The 15,130-nt window shown below is 69.4% G+C and carries 14 protein-coding genes; 10 read left to right on the top strand and 4 right to left on the bottom strand.

Annotation, left to right across the window (positions count from 1 at the left end):
• Positions 1-26 precede the first annotated feature (26 nt).
• Complete coding sequence (locus tag ON33_RS12225; RefSeq protein WP_083868901.1) at positions 27-479, bottom strand: roadblock/LC7 domain-containing protein; 453 nt, start codon at positions 477-479, stop codon at positions 27-29.
• Positions 480-1,013: 534 nt separating this feature from the next.
• On the opposite strand from ON33_RS12225, the gene ON33_RS41145 reads away from it, so the two are divergent.
• A complete protein-coding gene (locus tag ON33_RS41145; protein ID WP_157184497.1) occupies positions 1,014-1,187 on the top strand; it encodes a hypothetical protein in 174 nt (57 codons plus the stop codon).
• 3 nt (positions 1,188-1,190) lie between these two features.
• Here the strand turns inward: ON33_RS41145 and ON33_RS12220 are convergent, their stop codons facing one another.
• From ON33_RS12220 to ON33_RS12210, 3 genes are read right to left on the bottom strand one after another with little or no spacing between them, the layout of a single operon-like run.
• Entirely contained in the window at positions 1,191-2,081 is an 891-nt protein-coding gene (locus ON33_RS12220; protein WP_040858569.1) for an alpha/beta fold hydrolase, read from the bottom strand.
• A 51-nt stretch (positions 2,082-2,132) separates the two neighbouring features.
• Positions 2,133-3,548, bottom strand: coding sequence for an MFS transporter (locus ON33_RS12215; RefSeq protein WP_051151952.1), 1,416 nt, complete (start codon positions 3,546-3,548; stop codon positions 2,133-2,135).
• The gene (locus ON33_RS12210) at positions 3,545-3,991 is read right to left on the bottom strand and encodes a MarR family winged helix-turn-helix transcriptional regulator (RefSeq protein WP_040858568.1); all 447 of its coding nucleotides are present in this window, start codon (positions 3,989-3,991) and stop codon (positions 3,545-3,547) included. Before ON33_RS12210 ends, ON33_RS12215 begins: the two co-directional genes overlap by 4 nt.
• 315 nt (positions 3,992-4,306) lie before the next feature.
• Between ON33_RS12210 and pyrR the strand changes: the two genes are divergently transcribed.
• The 9 genes from pyrR (at position 4,307) to ON33_RS12165 (ending at position 14,555) form a co-directional block, all read left to right on the top strand.
• Positions 4,307-4,945, top strand: coding sequence for a bifunctional pyr operon transcriptional regulator/uracil phosphoribosyltransferase PyrR (gene pyrR, locus ON33_RS12205; protein WP_040858567.1), 639 nt, complete (start codon positions 4,307-4,309; stop codon positions 4,943-4,945).
• Positions 4,942-5,907 (top strand): aspartate carbamoyltransferase catalytic subunit, encoded by a 966-nt coding sequence (locus ON33_RS12200; RefSeq protein WP_040858566.1) that lies wholly within the window; start codon positions 4,942-4,944, stop codon positions 5,905-5,907. The genes pyrR and ON33_RS12200 overlap by 4 nt, the downstream gene beginning before the upstream one ends.
• Positions 5,904-7,196: a dihydroorotase gene (locus tag ON33_RS12195; protein WP_040858565.1), complete on the top strand. Its 1,293-nt coding sequence runs from the start codon at positions 5,904-5,906 to the stop codon at positions 7,194-7,196. The genes ON33_RS12200 and ON33_RS12195 overlap by 4 nt, the downstream gene beginning before the upstream one ends.
• A 104-nt stretch (positions 7,197-7,300) precedes the next feature.
• Positions 7,301-7,801, top strand: a complete 501-nt coding sequence (locus ON33_RS12190) for a PH-like domain-containing protein (protein WP_040858564.1) — start codon at positions 7,301-7,303, stop codon at positions 7,799-7,801.
• Positions 7,798-8,916, top strand: coding sequence for a glutamine-hydrolyzing carbamoyl-phosphate synthase small subunit (gene carA / locus ON33_RS12185; protein ID WP_040858563.1), 1,119 nt, complete (start codon positions 7,798-7,800; stop codon positions 8,914-8,916). The genes ON33_RS12190 and carA overlap by 4 nt, the downstream gene beginning before the upstream one ends.
• Complete coding sequence (gene carB, locus ON33_RS12180; RefSeq protein WP_040858562.1) at positions 8,916-12,221, top strand: carbamoyl-phosphate synthase large subunit; 3,306 nt, start codon at positions 8,916-8,918, stop codon at positions 12,219-12,221. The genes carA and carB overlap by 1 nt, the downstream gene beginning before the upstream one ends.
• A 2-nt stretch (positions 12,222-12,223) precedes the next feature.
• Positions 12,224-13,048, top strand: a complete 825-nt coding sequence (gene pyrF, locus ON33_RS12175; RefSeq protein ID WP_040858561.1) for an orotidine-5'-phosphate decarboxylase — start codon at positions 12,224-12,226, stop codon at positions 13,046-13,048.
• Between the two features lie 104 nt (positions 13,049-13,152).
• Complete coding sequence (locus ON33_RS12170) at positions 13,153-14,004, top strand: patatin-like phospholipase family protein (protein WP_157184496.1); 852 nt, start codon at positions 13,153-13,155, stop codon at positions 14,002-14,004.
• Between the two features lie 122 nt (positions 14,005-14,126).
• Complete coding sequence (locus ON33_RS12165) at positions 14,127-14,555, top strand: VOC family protein (protein ID WP_051151948.1); 429 nt, start codon at positions 14,127-14,129, stop codon at positions 14,553-14,555.
• Positions 14,556-15,130 lie beyond the last annotated feature (575 nt).

Raw genomic sequence — 15,130 nt, 5'->3', positions numbered from 1 at the left:
CCGCGATGAGTGGAATTCGGGTGCCGTCAGTCGTGATGAGGTGCCAGCGTCGCCGCGATGGCGCGGGCCACCGGGCGGGCTTCGAGATGGACACGGGCCAGTGTGGCGTCGGAGTCCGTGAGCAGGGCCAGGCAGGCCCTGGGGCCGGCGCGGTAGACGGCAACGTGGCCGACACCGCTGTCGAGGACGACCTCGTGCAGGTCGGTGCCGTGCGTCGCGGCCGTGAAGGTCAGCGACACCGACAGCAGCGCCGCGGTCAGCGCCGCGATGCCGGTGGCCTCGATGGCCTCCGGCAGATCGTCGGCCAGCAGCAGTCCGTCGCAGGAGGCCACCGCGGATCCGATCAGATGTGGAAGGCGTCGCCGTAGCGTGCGCAGGTGGGTCTCGACGTCGCCGTCCGCCGGCTCCGCGTGCGGTGAATCGATGCGAACGCCGCTGCCCGGACCGGTCAGGGCGATGGCTTCGTGTGTGATCGTCATGGGCTCGTCTCCTCTGTCGGCGGGAACCTCTGCGCTGACGCGCGCGTGGAGCGTGCCCGCCCCGGTCGGGCGTCATGTGCGCGTGTCGATCGATCTCGAGCCGAACGCGTTGTGCCACTGCGTGATCACCGGCGAACTCCGCCTCGCCACTGGACAGCGTGACGATTCCGGACCCACCGCAACTTGGACGAGCGAACACAATGAGCACGACGTGCAAGGTTCAGCGACACCCGATCTCTTTGGGGCGCTGATGGTTTCACAAGCTCACCTTCGGCTCCATCCAGAATAGCGAGCTATCGGCGAATGCGCAGCAACAACTTGTGGAGCGGTGCGGGCGCGGACGTCTTGTGCGCCCGGGCATTTCGAATCCGACCGACCAGTCCAAGCGGATCGGATCGTGTATACATACGCGCGACCGTATCGTTTTCGGAATAGAGCAAGACGTCTTGACCGACCAATCTGATCGGAAATACCGTCACCTCCGAGGAGACGGCGGGGCCGGCGCGTTACCTGATCGTCGGCTTCACCGAGCGGTTGCGCCGCGATCGGCCGGGCGAAACCGATACGCGCGCACTGGAACTCGATGCCGAGCTGACCGTGCCGGCGGTCACCGGCATCAGCCAGGCGATCCTGGCGGGCGGAACCACCCGGGAGACGGCGGTCGAACTGCTCGACCACCGGCTCGGCCGGGTGTCCGCCGGGAAATAGGCGCTAGCGGCCCTGGGCGCTGACCTGCGCGCGGACGAAATCGACTACCGCATCGGTGAATTCGTCATTGGCGTCGCTGGCGGCGGTGTGCGCCGCGGTGCCGATCTCGGTGTAGTCGGCGTGCGGGACCAGGGCCCGGAACGCCGCCACGCCCTCCTCGCTGACGACATCGGAGAGCGCGCCGCGCACCAGCAGCACCGGGATGGTCAGCTCCCGCGCCGCGCTCTCCAGCAGCTCGGTGTGGACGTCGATCTCCTCGCCGCGCCCGTCGCGCGGGCCGCCCATCATGGCCGGATCCCAGTGCCAGTACCAGCGGCCGTCGGCGCGCTGACGCAGATTGCGCTGCAGCCCTTCGGGATTGCGCGGGCGGCGGCGGTGCGGGAGATAGGCGGCGACCGCGTCGGCGGCCTCCTCGAGGCTGGCGAAGCCCTCGGGGTTGCTGCTGAGGAAGTTGATGACGCGCTCCACGCCCTTGCGCTCGGGGCGCGGCACCACATCGACGAGCACGAGACCGGTGATGCGGTCGTGCTCCGGGTGGGTGGTGGCCATGAGCCCGGTCAGGCCGCCCATGCTGGCGCCGACGATGAAGGCGGGCTTGCCGAGTTCGCGCAGCACCGCCATCAGGTCCTCGACCATGGCCTCGCGCTTGTAGTTGCCCTCGGGGTCCCAGTCGCTGTCGCCGTGCCCGCGCGCGTCCAGGAGGACCGCGTGCATCCCGGCTTTGGCCAGGGCCAGGCCGGAGTCCTTCCACGAGCCGCGGGTCTGCCCGCCGCCGTGCAGGAAAACCACCAGCGGGCCGTCCTTGGGTCCCCAGCTGTCCCCGGCGATGGTGATACCGCCGTGCCCGCGGAAGCTCACCCGGGCGGGTTCGGTGAATTCAGCGTCGTTGCTCACCCTTCGAGCATCGCACACGTGGGTTTACGGTGTATGAAGACTGGCCGGTAGCTAGGACCGCGAGCTGTCCGGACCGGTCCTCGCGCCGGCCACCGGCACCCGCAGCGAGCGGTCGATCACCACGAGGACCAGGCATAATGCGGCCGCCGCCAACATGAACGCGGCCAGATCGTGCAACCCCGCGACACCGGAACCCGGTGTGAGGAATGCGCCACTGACCGCCGCCGAGCCGATCGCGCCGAAGTAGGAGAAGGTGCGCATGAGCCCTGCCGAGGAGCCGATGCGGTCCGGCTCGGCCTGGTGGTAGAGGGCGTTCTGATTGGCCAGATTGTTGAGACCCTGCGGGACGCCGTTGATGACGGCGGCCCCGACCAGCAACCACAGGGCGGCACCCGAGTGCAGGGCCAGCAGCAGCACCGTCATGACCACCTGACAGGTGGAACCGGCCAGCAGCTTGCCGCGAATCCCGGGATGCCGACCGGTCAGCGCGGAGACACCGATCGCGGTGGCCGACATGGGCAGCAGGATCAGGCCCGCCGCGGCGGCGGAGAGTCCGCGCCCCTCCTCCAGCCACTGGGTGAACCCATACAGGAAGCAGTAACCCACGAGAGCGGTCAGCAGCGTGCGGGCATAGGTGCCCAGCAGCGGCACATTGCCCGCGAGCAGCCGCACATCGAGGAACGGGCGCTCGGCCCGGCGCTCCCGCCACACCAGCGCGACCCCCGCGGCGATGGCCGGCACCAGCAGATACCAGTGCGCCGCTTGCGGTTTCATCAGGAAGAACAGGAAGCCGACCAGCATCGCCGCGAACAACCCGATCCCGGGCGGATCGATATCCGACAACCGGCCACCTTGCGGCGCAGTGGTTTTCGCGATCCGCCGCCGGCCGATGATCAGGCACGCCAGCGCCAGTGGCAGATTGACCGCGAAGGTCGCCCGCCATCCGCCGAGGTGGATCAGCAGCCCGCCCAGCGTCGGCCCGATGACAGCGATGGTCTGATTCGCCACGGCCAGGGCGGTGAGCACCCCGTGCGGACTGTCCTTGCCGGTCCGTTCGGACTCACTGCGGATCAGGTACATGGACGCGGGATAGCCCGCGCACGTGCCGAATCCGAGAATCACCCGGGCGAGCACCAGCACCCACAGACTCGGCGCGACCATGCCCAGCAGTCCGGCGAATCCGGTGAGCGCGGCCCCGCCGAGATAAAGGCGGCGCGGACCGTAGAGATCGATGAGGCGCCCCACCACCGGCTGCCCGATCGCGGTGGCCAGGTACAGGGCCGACACCAGCCATGCGGTCTCCGACGCCGGCGCGCCGAACGCCACCCCGATCGGCACCAGCGACACCGCGATGATCGACGAATTGATCGGATTCAGGATCGAACTGGTGATCATGGGCGCCAGCAGCCGCCGGTCGAACCCGTCGGGCGGCCGCTCGCGGGTGCGCCGGTACAGCGTCGAAATCATTGCGGCCCGAGTCTTTCCAGGAGCTCCAGCGCTTCCAGGAGGGTCTGCCGCTCCTCCTCGGTGTACCGCTCCTCGAGGGCGGTGGTGAGCCATTCCTGCCCGGCCCGGCTGCGGCCCGCCATCAGCTCCCGGCCCGCCGGGCTCAGGGAAACCAGTTGCCGCCGGCCGTCCTTCGGATCGGGCCGCCGCTGTACGAAGCCGCGGTCGCTGAGAATCGCGAGGTGGGTGGCGATGGCCTGCGGGCGCACCCGCTCCGCCGCGGCGATCTCGCTGGCGGTGGCGTCCCCGTTCTTCAACCGGCTCAGCACCGACAGCTGCGAGGGTGTCAGCTCCACATTGTCCGACGCCTCGAGGAACCGCCGCCGCAGGCGGCTCACCAGCACGCGCAGTTCCCGGGCCGCCTGGGTCGAGGATGCGGACAGGATGACGGGGGCATCGGTCATGTCTCGACCCTAGATAGCCAACCCGGATTGTGCAATTGGAATTGAACAACCTGGGTTGGCTGTTTCGAGGCGGCCGCCCGCCGGATCGGCGGAATCGTGAACCTGGCCACAGGGCCTCCGGGCGTGCATAGCTGCGGGCTTGCCGGTTGGTCTGGGAGTTTCGGGTTCCGGCAGGTCGCGGAGTGTTGCGGGACGGCGCGCCGCCGCGGGTTGCGGAGGGGTGCGGGGTCGGGAGGCGGTAAGCGCGCTGGTAGGGTGACCGCTCGAAAGACATCCTTTAACGGACCGTCCCGTGAGGCGGGGAAGGAGGTCGGCATGGCTGTGCCCGAAGACCGGGCGGCCAAGTCGAGCGCTGCCGAGTTCTCGCAGCGGCACGACCCGGACCGGGTCCAGGCCGGACGCGAGCTGCTCTCGGATTCGGATGTGGGCCGGACCATCGCGCGCATGGCGCACCAGATCATCGAGAAGACGGCTCTGGACTCCGGCGATCCTCAGGTTGCTCGCGTGGTGCTGATCGGAATCCCCACTCGCGGAACCACTCTCGCCCATCGCCTGGCCGGCCGGATCGAGGAATTCTCCGGCGTCCGCCCCGCGATCGGCTCCCTGGACATCACCCTCTACCGCGACGACCTGCGCTCCAAGCCGCATCGTCCGCTCGAGCGCACCTCGGTGCCCGAGGGCGGCATCGAGGACGCCCTGGTGGTGCTGGTCGACGATGTGCTGTTCTCCGGCCGCACCGTGCGCTCCGCGCTGGACGGCCTGCGGGACCTGGGCCGCCCCCGCGCGGTGCAGCTCGCGGTGCTCATCGATCGCGGCCACCGCGAACTCCCCATTCGCGCCGACTACGTCGGCAAGAACGTGCCCACCGCCCGCACCGAGGACATCTCGGTGCTGCTGCGCGAACACGACGGACGCGACGGTGTGTACCTGCGTCAGGAAGGTGACCACCAGTGAAGCATCTGCTCTCGGTCACCGACCTGGACCGTGACGCCGCCACCGGGCTGCTCGACGAGGCCGAGCGTTTCGAGCAGGCGCTGCTGGGCCGCGAGGTCAAGAAGCTGCCGACGCTGCGCGGGCGCACGGTCATGACCGTGTTCTTCGAGAACTCCACCCGCACCCGCGTCTCCTTCGAGGTCGCGGGCAAGTGGATGAGCGCCGACGTCATCAATGTCAGCGCGTCGAGTTCCTCGGTCTCCAAGGGCGAGTCGCTGCGCGACACCGCGCTGACCCTGCACGCGGCGGGCGCGGACGCGCTCATCGTGCGGCATCCGGCGTCGGGCGCGGCCCATCAGATCGCGCGCTGGTTCGGCGAGATGAACGAGGCCGCAAGCGGTTACGCCGGTCCCGGACCCGCCATCATCAATGCCGGTGACGGCATGCACGAGCACCCGACCCAGGCGCTGCTGGATGCGCTGACCCTGCGTCAGCGCCTCGGCGAGCTGGAGGGCAAGCGGGTCGTGCTGGTCGGCGACATCCTGCACAGCCGGGTCGCGCGCTCGAACGCGTTCCTGCTCGACACGCTTGGCGCGGAGGTCGTGCTGGTCGCGCCGCGCACACTGCTGCCGGTGGGCGTGGAAGCCTGGCCGGTGCGGGTCTCGGACTCGCTCGACGCCGAGCTGCCGGGCGCGGACGCGGTCATGATGCTGCGCGTCCAGGCCGAGCGCATGAACGGCGGCTTCTTCCCGTCGGCGCGCGAGTACTCGATCCGATACGGCCTCAACGAGCGCCGCATGAAGATGCTCGACGAGCACGCGGTGGTGCTGCACCCCGGACCCATGCTGCGCGGCATGGAGATCGGCTTCTCCGTGGCCGATTCCCCGAAAGCCGCTGTGCTGCAACAGGTCAACAACGGAGTCCATATGCGCATGGCGGTGCTGTTCCGCCTGCTGGTCGGAACCGACGAGGTGGTGGCATGAGCGTCCTGATCAAGAATGTCCGTCTGTACGGCGAGGGTGACGCGGTCGACGTGCTGCTGGCCGACGGTGAGATCCGCGAGATCGGCGCGGGCCTGAACGCTCCGGGCGCCGAGATCGTCGAGGGCGAGGGCCAGTTCCTGCTGCCCGGCTTCATCGACCTGCACACCCACCTGCGCGAGCCGGGCCGCGAGGATACCGAGACCATCGAATCCGGTTCCGCCGCAGCCGCTCTGGGTGGGTACACGGCGGTGTTCGCCATGGCGAACACCAGCCCGGTCGCCGACACCGCGGTCATCACCGACCACGTGTGGAAGCGCGGCCAGGAGGTCGGCCTGGTCGACGTGCACCCGGTGGGCGCGGTCACCGTCGGCCTCGAGGGCAAGCAGCTCGCCGAGATGGGCACCATGGCCGCCGGAGTCGGCGCGGTGCGCATGTTCTCCGACGACGGCCACTGCGTCTACGACCCGCTGATCATGCGCCGCGCCCTCGAGTACGCGAACTCGCTGGGCGTGCTCATCGCCCAGCACGCCGAGGAGCCGCGCCTGACCAAGGGCGCGGTCGCGCACGAGGGCCCGACCGCTTCCCGCCTGGGCCTGGCCGGCTGGCCGCGCGCCGCCGAGGAGTCCATCGTGGCCCGCGACGCGCTGCTGGCCCGGGACGCCGGCGCCCGCGTGCACATCTGCCACGCCTCCACCGCCGGTACCGTCGAACTGCTGAAATGGGCCAAGGCCCAGGGCATTTCGATCACCGCCGAGGTCACCCCGCACCACCTGCTGCTGGACGACTCGCGCCTGGAGACCTACGACGCCGTGAACCGGGTGAACCCGCCGCTGCGCGAGTCCTCCGATGTCGCCGCGCTGCGGCAGGCCCTCGCCGAGGGCATCGTCGACTGCGTCGCCACCGACCACGCCCCGCACGCCGACCAGGACAAGTGCTGCGAATTCGCGGCCGCCCGTCCCGGCATGCTGGGCCTGGAGACGGCGCTGTCGATCATCGTGGAGACCATGGTCAAGCCGGGACTGCTCGACTGGCGCGGCGTCGCGCGGGTCATGAGTGAGAACCCGGCGCGGATCGTGGGCCTGGACGATCAGGGCCGGCCGCTCGCGGCCGGTGAACCCGCCAACCTGGTGCTGATCGATCCGGCCGCCGAATGGACGGTCGAGGCCACGGAACTGGCCTCGATCTCCCGCAACACGCCTTACCAGGCGATGACCCTGCCCGCGAAGGTGACCGCCACCTTCCTGCGCGGCCGGCTCACTGCCCGGGACGGCAAGATCGTCGCCGGTTAGCGGCGGGTGGGGAACCCAGGAATGAGCGGTCAGGGGCCGGAGGCGGAAGCTTGCGTGACCACGCAGGCCCCCCGCCCATTCCTAGAAGGACACGGAGGACCGTAATGGAGCGCACACTGCAGGTACTGGTTCTGCTGGTGCTGTTCGCGCTGTGCCTGTGGCTCATGTACCGGGCGTGGACCCGGCGAGCGAAGAAGCAGGCCGGGGCGATCGGTGAGCTGCCGGTGGTGCCCGCCGACTGCGGCGCGCAGCTGCTCGAGCCGACCACCGGTCTCTACCTCGGCAGCACCCTCGCCCCCAGCTGGATTCAGCGAATCACGGTGGGCGACCTGGGTTTCCGCGCCACGGCGGAACTGACCCGATTCGAACGCGGCATCCTGCTGGAGCGGGACGGCGCGGCGACGATCTGGATTCCGCAGGAATCCATCACCGCGGTGCGCGCCGAGCGCGGGCACGCGGGCAAAGTGATGACCGAAGACGGTGTGCTGGTGATTCGCTGGACATTGCCGACCGGAACCGAGGTGGATACCGGTTTCCGCGGCGACGACAAAGCGGTGTACCCGGCATGGACCGCAGCAGCTACGAAGACGGGAGACGAGGCATGAGCAGCGGAAATACTGCCGTGATGGTGCTCGAGGACGGCCGCGTGTTCCGCGGGACGACCTTCGGCGCCGTCGGGCAGACCTTGGGTGAGGCGGTGTTCTGTACCGCCATGACGGGCTACCAGGAGACCCTCACCGACCCCAGCTACAACCGCCAGATCGTGGTGGCCACCGCGCCCCAGATCGGCAATACCGGCTGGAACGACGAGGACGACGAGTCCTCGAGGATCTGGGTCGCCGGCTACGCCGTGCGCGACCCCGCGCGCCGCGCCTCCAACTGGCGCGCCACCCGCACCCTGCAGGACGAGCTGGAGAACCAGAACGTCGTCGGTATCGCGGGCATCGACACCCGGGCCCTGGTGCGGCACCTGCGCACCCAGGGTTCCATGAAGGCGGGCATCTTCTCTGGCGAGCAGCTCGCCGATTACGAGGAGCTCGTCGCACGGGTCAACGGCCAGCCGTCCATGCTGGGCGCGGACCTGGCCGGTGAGGTCTCCACCGACGAGACGTACACCATCGACCCGGTCGGCGAGCACCGATTCACCGTCGTCGCAGTCGATCTCGGCATCAAGTCCAACACCCCGCGCATGTTCGCCCAGCGCGGCATGCGGGTGCACGTGGTGCCCGCGAACGTGACCCTGGACCAGATCAAGGAACTGAACCCCGGCGGCGTGTTCCTGTCCAACGGTCCGGGCGACCCGGCCACCGCCGACGCCCAGGTCGCGCTGACCCAGGGCGTCCTGGGCGAGGGCCTGCCGCTGTTCGGCATCTGCTTCGGCAACCAGATCCTGGGCCGGGCGCTGGGCCGCAGCACCTACAAGATGAAGTTCGGCCACCGCGGCATCAATGTGCCGGTCGTCGAGCATCATTCGGGCCGCATCTCGATCACCGCGCAGAACCACGGCTTCGCCCTCGAGGGCGAACGCGGCGAGGTCTTCGACACCCCGTTCGGCAAGGCCGAGGTCAGCCACGTCTGCGCCAATGACGGTGTCGTCGAAGGTGTGCAGCTGGTGAACGGCCGCGCCTTCTCCGTCCAGTACCACCCCGAGGCCGCGGCCGGACCCCACGACGCCGCCTACCTGTTCGACCGTTTCGCCATGCTGATGGAAGGAGCCTGATGCCACGCCGCACCGATCTCAACCACATCCTGGTGATCGGCTCGGGCCCGATCGTCATCGGCCAGGCTTGCGAGTTCGACTACTCGGGAACCCAGGCGTGTCGCGTCCTGCGGTCGGAGGGCCTGCGCGTGTCGCTGGTGAACTCCAACCCGGCGACCATCATGACCGACCCGGAGTTCGCCGACTCGACCTATGTCGAACCGATCACCTGGGAATTCGTCGAGAAGGTCATCGCCAAGGAGCGCCCGGACGCCATCCTCGCGACCCTGGGCGGCCAGACCGCGCTGAACTGCGCTGTCGCCCTGCACGAGAACGGCATCCTGGACAAGTACGACGTCGAGCTGATCGGCGCCGACTTCGAGGCCATCCAGCGTGGTGAGGACCGCCAGAAGTTCAAGGACATCGTCGCCAAGGTCGGCGGCGAGTCGGCGCGCTCCAAGGTCTGCTTCACCATGGACGAGGTCCGCGAAACCGTTGCGGAACTGGGCTTCCCGGTGGTCGTGCGCCCGTCGTTCACCATGGGCGGCCTGGGCTCGGGCATGGCCTACAACCACGACGACCTCGATCGCATCGCCGGCGGCGGCCTGGCCGCCTCGCCCACCGCGAACGTGCTCATCGAGGAATCCATCCTGGGCTGGAAGGAATTCGAGCTCGAGCTCATGCGTGACGGCAAGGACAATGTCGTCATCGTCTGCTCGATCGAGAACGTGGACCCGATGGGCGTGCACACCGGTGACTCGGTCACCGTCGCCCCGGCCATGACCCTCACCGACCGCGAATACCAGAAGATGCGCGATCTCGGCATCGCCATCCTGCGCGAGGTCGGCGTCGACACCGGCGGCTGCAACATCCAGTTCGCGGTGGACCCGCGCGACGGCCGTCTGATCGTCATCGAGATGAACCCGCGCGTCTCGCGCTCGTCCGCGTTGGCTTCCAAGGCAACGGGTTTCCCGATCGCCAAGATCGCCGCCAAGCTGGCCATCGGCTACACCCTCGACGAGATCCTCAACGACATCACCGGCGAGACCCCGGCCTGCTTCGAGCCGACCCTCGACTATGTCGTGGTCAAGGCGCCGCGCTTCGCCTTCGAGAAGTTCCCGGGCGCCGACCCTACGCTGACCACCACCATGAAGTCGGTCGGCGAGGCGATGTCCATGGGCCGCAACTTCTCCGAGGCCCTGGGCAAGGTGCTGCGCTCGCTGGAGACCAAGGCCGCGGGCTTCTGGACCCAGCCCGACGGCGAGTGGACCGACGTGCAGGCCATCCTGGACGACCTGAAGGTGCCGACCGAGGGCCGCATCTACCAGGTGGAGCGTGCGCTGCGGCTGGGCGCGAGCATCGAGGACGTGGCCGCCGCCTCCGGCATCGACCCCTGGTTCGTGGCCGAGGTCGCGGGCCTGGTGGAGCTGCGTCAGGAGATCATGGACGCTCCCGTGCTGGACGAGCCGCTGCTGCGCACGGCCAAGCACTACGGCCTCTCCGATCGCCAGATCGCTTCGCTGCGACCGGAACTCGCCGGCGAGGGCGGCGTGCGCGAGCTGCGCCACCGCCTGAGCATCCGCCCAGTGTTCAAGACCGTGGACACCTGCGCCGCCGAGTTCGAGGCCAAGACCCCGTACCACTACTCCGCCTACGAGCTGGATCCCGCCGCGGAATCCGAAGTGGCGCCGCAGCGGGAGCGGGAGAAGGTCATCATCCTCGGCTCCGGCCCGAACCGCATCGGCCAGGGCATCGAGTTCGACTACTCGTGTGTGCACGCCGCGCAGACGCTGTCGGACGCGGGGTACGAGACCATCATGGTCAACTGCAACCCGGAGACGGTGTCGACCGACTACGACACCGCCGACCGCCTCTACTTCGAGCCGCTCACCTTCGAGGACGTGCTCGAGGTGTACCACGCCGAGACCGAGTCCGGCACCGTCGCGGGCGTCATCTGCCAGCTGGGCGGCCAGACCCCGCTGAGCCTGGCGCAGCGCCTGACCGACGCGGGCGTGCCCGTGGTCGGCACCTCGGCCGCGGCCATCGACCTGGCCGAGGACCGTGGCGAGTTCGGCGATGTGCTGGTGGCGGCCGGTCTTCCGGCTCCGAAGTACGGCACCGCCACCACCTTCCCGCAGGCCAAGAAGATCGCCAACGAGATCGGCTACCCGGTGCTGGTGCGCCCGTCCTATGTGCTGGGCGGTCGTGGCATGGAGATCGTCTACGACGAGAAGTCCCTCGAGGACTACATCTCCCGCGCCACCGAGATCACTCCGGACCACCCGGTGCTGGTCGACCGGTTCCTGGAGGATGCCATCGAGATCGACGTCGACGCCCTGTGCGACGGCGAGGAGGTCTACCTGGGCGGCGTCATGGAGCACATCGAGGAGGCCGGTATCCACTCCGGTGACTCCGCCTGTGCGCTCCCGCCGATCACCCTGGGCCGCAGCGATATCGAGGCCGTGCGCCGCTCCACCGCCGCGCTCGCCAGGGGCATCGGCGTCAAGGGCCTGCTGAACGTGCAGTACGCGCTCAAGGACGACGTGCTCTACGTCCTCGAGGCCAACCCGCGCGCCAGCCGCACCGTGCCGTTCGTCTCCAAGGCCACCGCGGTGCCGCTGGCGAAGGCCGCGGCGCGAATCGCGCTCGGCGCCACCATCGCCGAGCTGCGCAAGGAGGGCCTGCTCCCGGCCGAGGGCGACGGCGGCTACGCGCCGATCGACGCCCCCGTCGCGGTCAAGGAAGCCGTGCTGCCGTTCCATCGCTTCCGCCGTCCCGACGGCTCCGGCGTGGATTCGCTGCTCTCCCCGGAGATGAAGTCCACCGGTGAGGTCATGGGCATCGACGCCGACTTCGGCACCGCCTTCGCCAAGTCGCAGTCCGCCGCCTACGGTTCGCTGCCGACCGAGGGCACCGCCTTCGTCTCGATCGCCAACCGCGACAAGCGGGCCATGGTGTTCCCGGTCAAGCGCCTGCACGACCTGGGTTTCCGCATCCTCGCCACCGAGGGCACCGCGGAGATGCTGCGCCGCAACGGCATTCCGTGCGATCGGGTGCGCAAGCACTCCGACGACGCGCCGGACCAGCCCAGCATCGTGGACATGATCAAGGACGGCGACGTCGACATCGTGTTCAACACCCCGTACGGCAACAACGGCCCGCGCGTGGACGGCTACGAGATCCGCACCGCCGCGGTGGGCGCGAACATCCCGTGCATCACCACCGTCCAGGGTGCGGCCGCGGCCGTGCAGGGCATCGAGGCCACCATTCGCGGCGGCATCGGCGTGCGGTCCCTGCAGGAACTCCACGCCACGCTGCGAGGCTGACGATGACGAGTTTCGGTGTGCGGCTGCGGGAGTCGATGCGCGAGCACGGTCCGCTGTGCGTGGGTATCGACCCGCACCCGCCGCTGCTGCGGGCCTGGGGCCTGACCGAGGACGCGGCCGGGGTCGCCAAGTTCGCCGACGTCTGCGTGCGGGCGTTCGCGGGCCGGGTCGCCCTGGTCAAGCCGCAGGTGGCGTTCTTCGAAACCTACGGTTCGGCCGGAATGGTGGTGCTGGAGGAGACCATTGCCGCGCTGCGGGCGGCGGGCACCCTGGTGCTGGCCGACGCCAAGCGCGGCGACATCGGCTCCACCATGGACGCCTACGCCCACGCCTGGCTCGGCAACGGGCCGCTCGGCAGCGACGCGGTCACCGTGTCCCCGTACCTCGGATTCGGTTCGCTCGCACCGGCGCTGGACCTGGCGCGGGCCAATGACCGGGGTGTGTTCGTGCTGGCCGCCACCTCCAACCCGGAGGCGGTGGACCTGCAGACCATCACCGGTCCCGACGGCCGCACCATCGCCCAGCGCATGGTGGACGACGCGGCCGCGGCCAACGCGGGCGCGGAGTTCGGGTCGGTCGGCGTGGTGGTCGGCGCGACCCTCACCGCGGCCCCCGACCTGAGCAAGCTCAACGGCCCCATCCTGATGCCGGGCGTCGGCGCGCAGGGCGGGGGAGTGGACTCCATCCGGAACCTGGTGCCTGGCAACGAGCTCGGCGCGGTCGTACCCAATGTCTCGCGCGAGGTACTGCAGGCGGGCCCGTCCGTGGCCGCCCTGCGGGCCAAGGTCGCCGAACTCACCGAGGAATTCGCCTTCCTGCAGAACTGATTCGCCGCAGGCGATCGTCTCTCGTGGCACCGGACCCGTTCCGGTGCCACGAGCTTTTCGGAGTGATCCCCTCCGCTTCGCTCGATTCCGGCTACAGTGACGGTATGTCTGCCGCGGTGCCGCCCAATGAAATTGGCCATGCCCTCGTGCTGGGTGGCGGTGGCGCCGTCGGCCTGAGCTGGATGGCCGGTGTGGTCATCGCCCTGCGTGAAGCCGGCATCGACCCGGCCCGCGCCGAACGGATCGTCGGCACCTCGGCCGGAGCCGTCGTCGGCGCCGCCCTCGCCGCCGAGGTCGACCTGGCCCTGCTGCTGCGCCGGCCCACTCCCGACGCCTCCGGACCGCCCCCGATCCGGTTCGACCCGAACAGCTTCGGCGAGATCATGGGTCTGCTGGCCACCCCGGGACTGACGCCGGACCAGGCCCGCCGTCGCGCCGGCGAGCGCGCGCTGGAGATGAACCTCGGCGACCCGGCCGAGCACATCGCCCGCATCGGCGCCTTCGTCGGCCATGCCGCCTGGCCGCGGCGCGATCTGCGAATCACCGCCATCAGCGTCGCCACCGGCGACCTGCAGGTGTGGACCCCCGACGGCAAGGCCACCCTGCCCGAGGCACTGGCCTCGAGCACCTCGGTTCCCGGTGTCTTCCCGCCCATCCCGATCGACGGCATGTACTACTTCGACGGCGGCATGCGCTCGCCCATCAATGCCGACCTGGCGGCCGGAGCCGAACGCGTGCTGATCATCGAGCCGCTCGCGCACCTGTTCCCGCACAGCCCGTCCGACCGGGATCTGGGCGGCGCCGTAACGACTTTCATCGTCCCCGACGCCGACGCGATCGCCGCCTATGGTCCGGACCTGTTCAACGCCGCCGCCCTGGAGCCCGCCTACCAGGCGGGGGTGCGCCAGGGAGCGGAGGCGGCCCCGGGCCTGAAGGACTTCTGGCCGGCGGACTGACCTCCGCAGGGGTTCGAATCGCGGTGGGGAGCAACTGATTTCCGCCCGTGTGCCGGATTCGCGCTCGGTCGCCGCGCACTAGGCTTGAAACCCGACCGCTCGGTAGAAAGGTGGGATTTCTCATGTCCGACGCCGGCCTCGGCCTCGTCTCCTACGGCCAAACCCGCGTCCTGGTGGACGATTTCGCGACCAGCTATCGCTTCTACCGCGATGTCCTGGGCCTGCCCCTGAAGCAGGAAACCCCTGGTGACGTGCCCGAATCGGACGCCGGCCCGTACGCCTGCTTCGCGCTCCCCGGCGGCGATCTCGCACTGTTCACCCGCGCCTACATGGACGCCGCCCTCGGCGCCGAGCACCGGCCGCGCGGCGAGATCGACACGGTCGTCGTGGTTTTGCGCGTCGCCGAGGTCGACCGGGCGGTGGACATCCTGCGCGAACGCGGCGCCCGCATCGCCGCCGAGCCCGCCGAACAGCCCGCGTGGGGCATGCGCGTGGCGCATGTCCGCGCCCCGGAGGGCACGCTCGTGGAACTCTGTCAGTACGACGACTGACGCGATCTTGTTCGCTGTCGGCGAATCCGTCCGGCGACCCGATCGAACGCTTGTCCGTATCGCCTCACAACGCCCGCCGCATCGCGGCGGGCGTTTGATCGTCGCGCCCGGGAGGTTTAGCCCGTCAGCGGCCGCGTCAGGGCTGGGAAACGGGTCGTTCCGGCGGCTCCGGGGCGGCCCCGCACCGGTCCGACCTGCACCGGAAGGTGTCTGAATTGCGTGATTCAACCCTGCTCTCAACGCTCCGCGTGAGCCGCGACACGCGGTGCGGATTCGAACGACACGCCGAGAAATCCAAGAAAAATCCAGGTCGCGAGATTACAGCTCGGTCACGGTTTCATCCGGGGCCCGTCCGACCCCCGGGCGGCCCCGTTCCGTGACCGAAAAAGCCCTGGCTGCAAGGATATTCGTGGCCGCGGCGGTAGCATCCTGGCAGTCGGTCGGAGGTGGCCCGCGAGGCCGCCCATCCGGCCCGGTCGCGGCCCGAATCACGCGCTGACCTGGGGGGTGGGTTCGCAATCGGCAAGCGTCGTGGGTACGGTCGCTGAGACCACCGGGTTACCGGAGGTAGATCA

It is taken from the genome of Nocardia niigatensis NBRC 100131 (genome assembly GCF_000308655.1).
Taxonomy (GTDB): Bacteria; Actinomycetota; Actinomycetes; order Mycobacteriales; family Mycobacteriaceae; genus Nocardia; species Nocardia niigatensis.
The sequence above is the reverse complement of the archived record's forward strand: the minus strand, read 5'-3'. Positions and strand labels throughout refer to the sequence as shown.

Coding starts and splice junctions, on each gene's coding strand:
- pyrF (WP_040858561.1), top strand. CDS start 12,224: ATGACGAGTTTCGGTGTGCGGCTGCGGGAGTCGATGCGCGAGCACGGT.
- carB (WP_040858562.1), top strand. CDS start 8,916: ATGCCACGCCGCACCGATCTCAACCACATCCTGGTGATCGGCTCGGGC.
- pyrR (WP_040858567.1), top strand. CDS start 4,307: ATGGCTGTGCCCGAAGACCGGGCGGCCAAGTCGAGCGCTGCCGAGTTC.
- ON33_RS12210 (WP_040858568.1), bottom strand. CDS start 3,991: ATGACCGATGCCCCCGTCATCCTGTCCGCATCCTCGACCCAGGCGGCC.
- ON33_RS12190 (WP_040858564.1), top strand. CDS start 7,301: ATGGAGCGCACACTGCAGGTACTGGTTCTGCTGGTGCTGTTCGCGCTG.
- ON33_RS12170 (WP_157184496.1), top strand. CDS start 13,153: ATGTCTGCCGCGGTGCCGCCCAATGAAATTGGCCATGCCCTCGTGCTG.
- ON33_RS12215 (WP_051151952.1), bottom strand. CDS start 3,548: ATGATTTCGACGCTGTACCGGCGCACCCGCGAGCGGCCGCCCGACGGG.
- carA (WP_040858563.1), top strand. CDS start 7,798: ATGAGCAGCGGAAATACTGCCGTGATGGTGCTCGAGGACGGCCGCGTG.
- ON33_RS12195 (WP_040858565.1), top strand. CDS start 5,904: ATGAGCGTCCTGATCAAGAATGTCCGTCTGTACGGCGAGGGTGACGCG.
- ON33_RS12165 (WP_051151948.1), top strand. CDS start 14,127: ATGTCCGACGCCGGCCTCGGCCTCGTCTCCTACGGCCAAACCCGCGTC.
- ON33_RS12225 (WP_083868901.1), bottom strand. CDS start 479: ATGACGATCACACACGAAGCCATCGCCCTGACCGGTCCGGGCAGCGGC.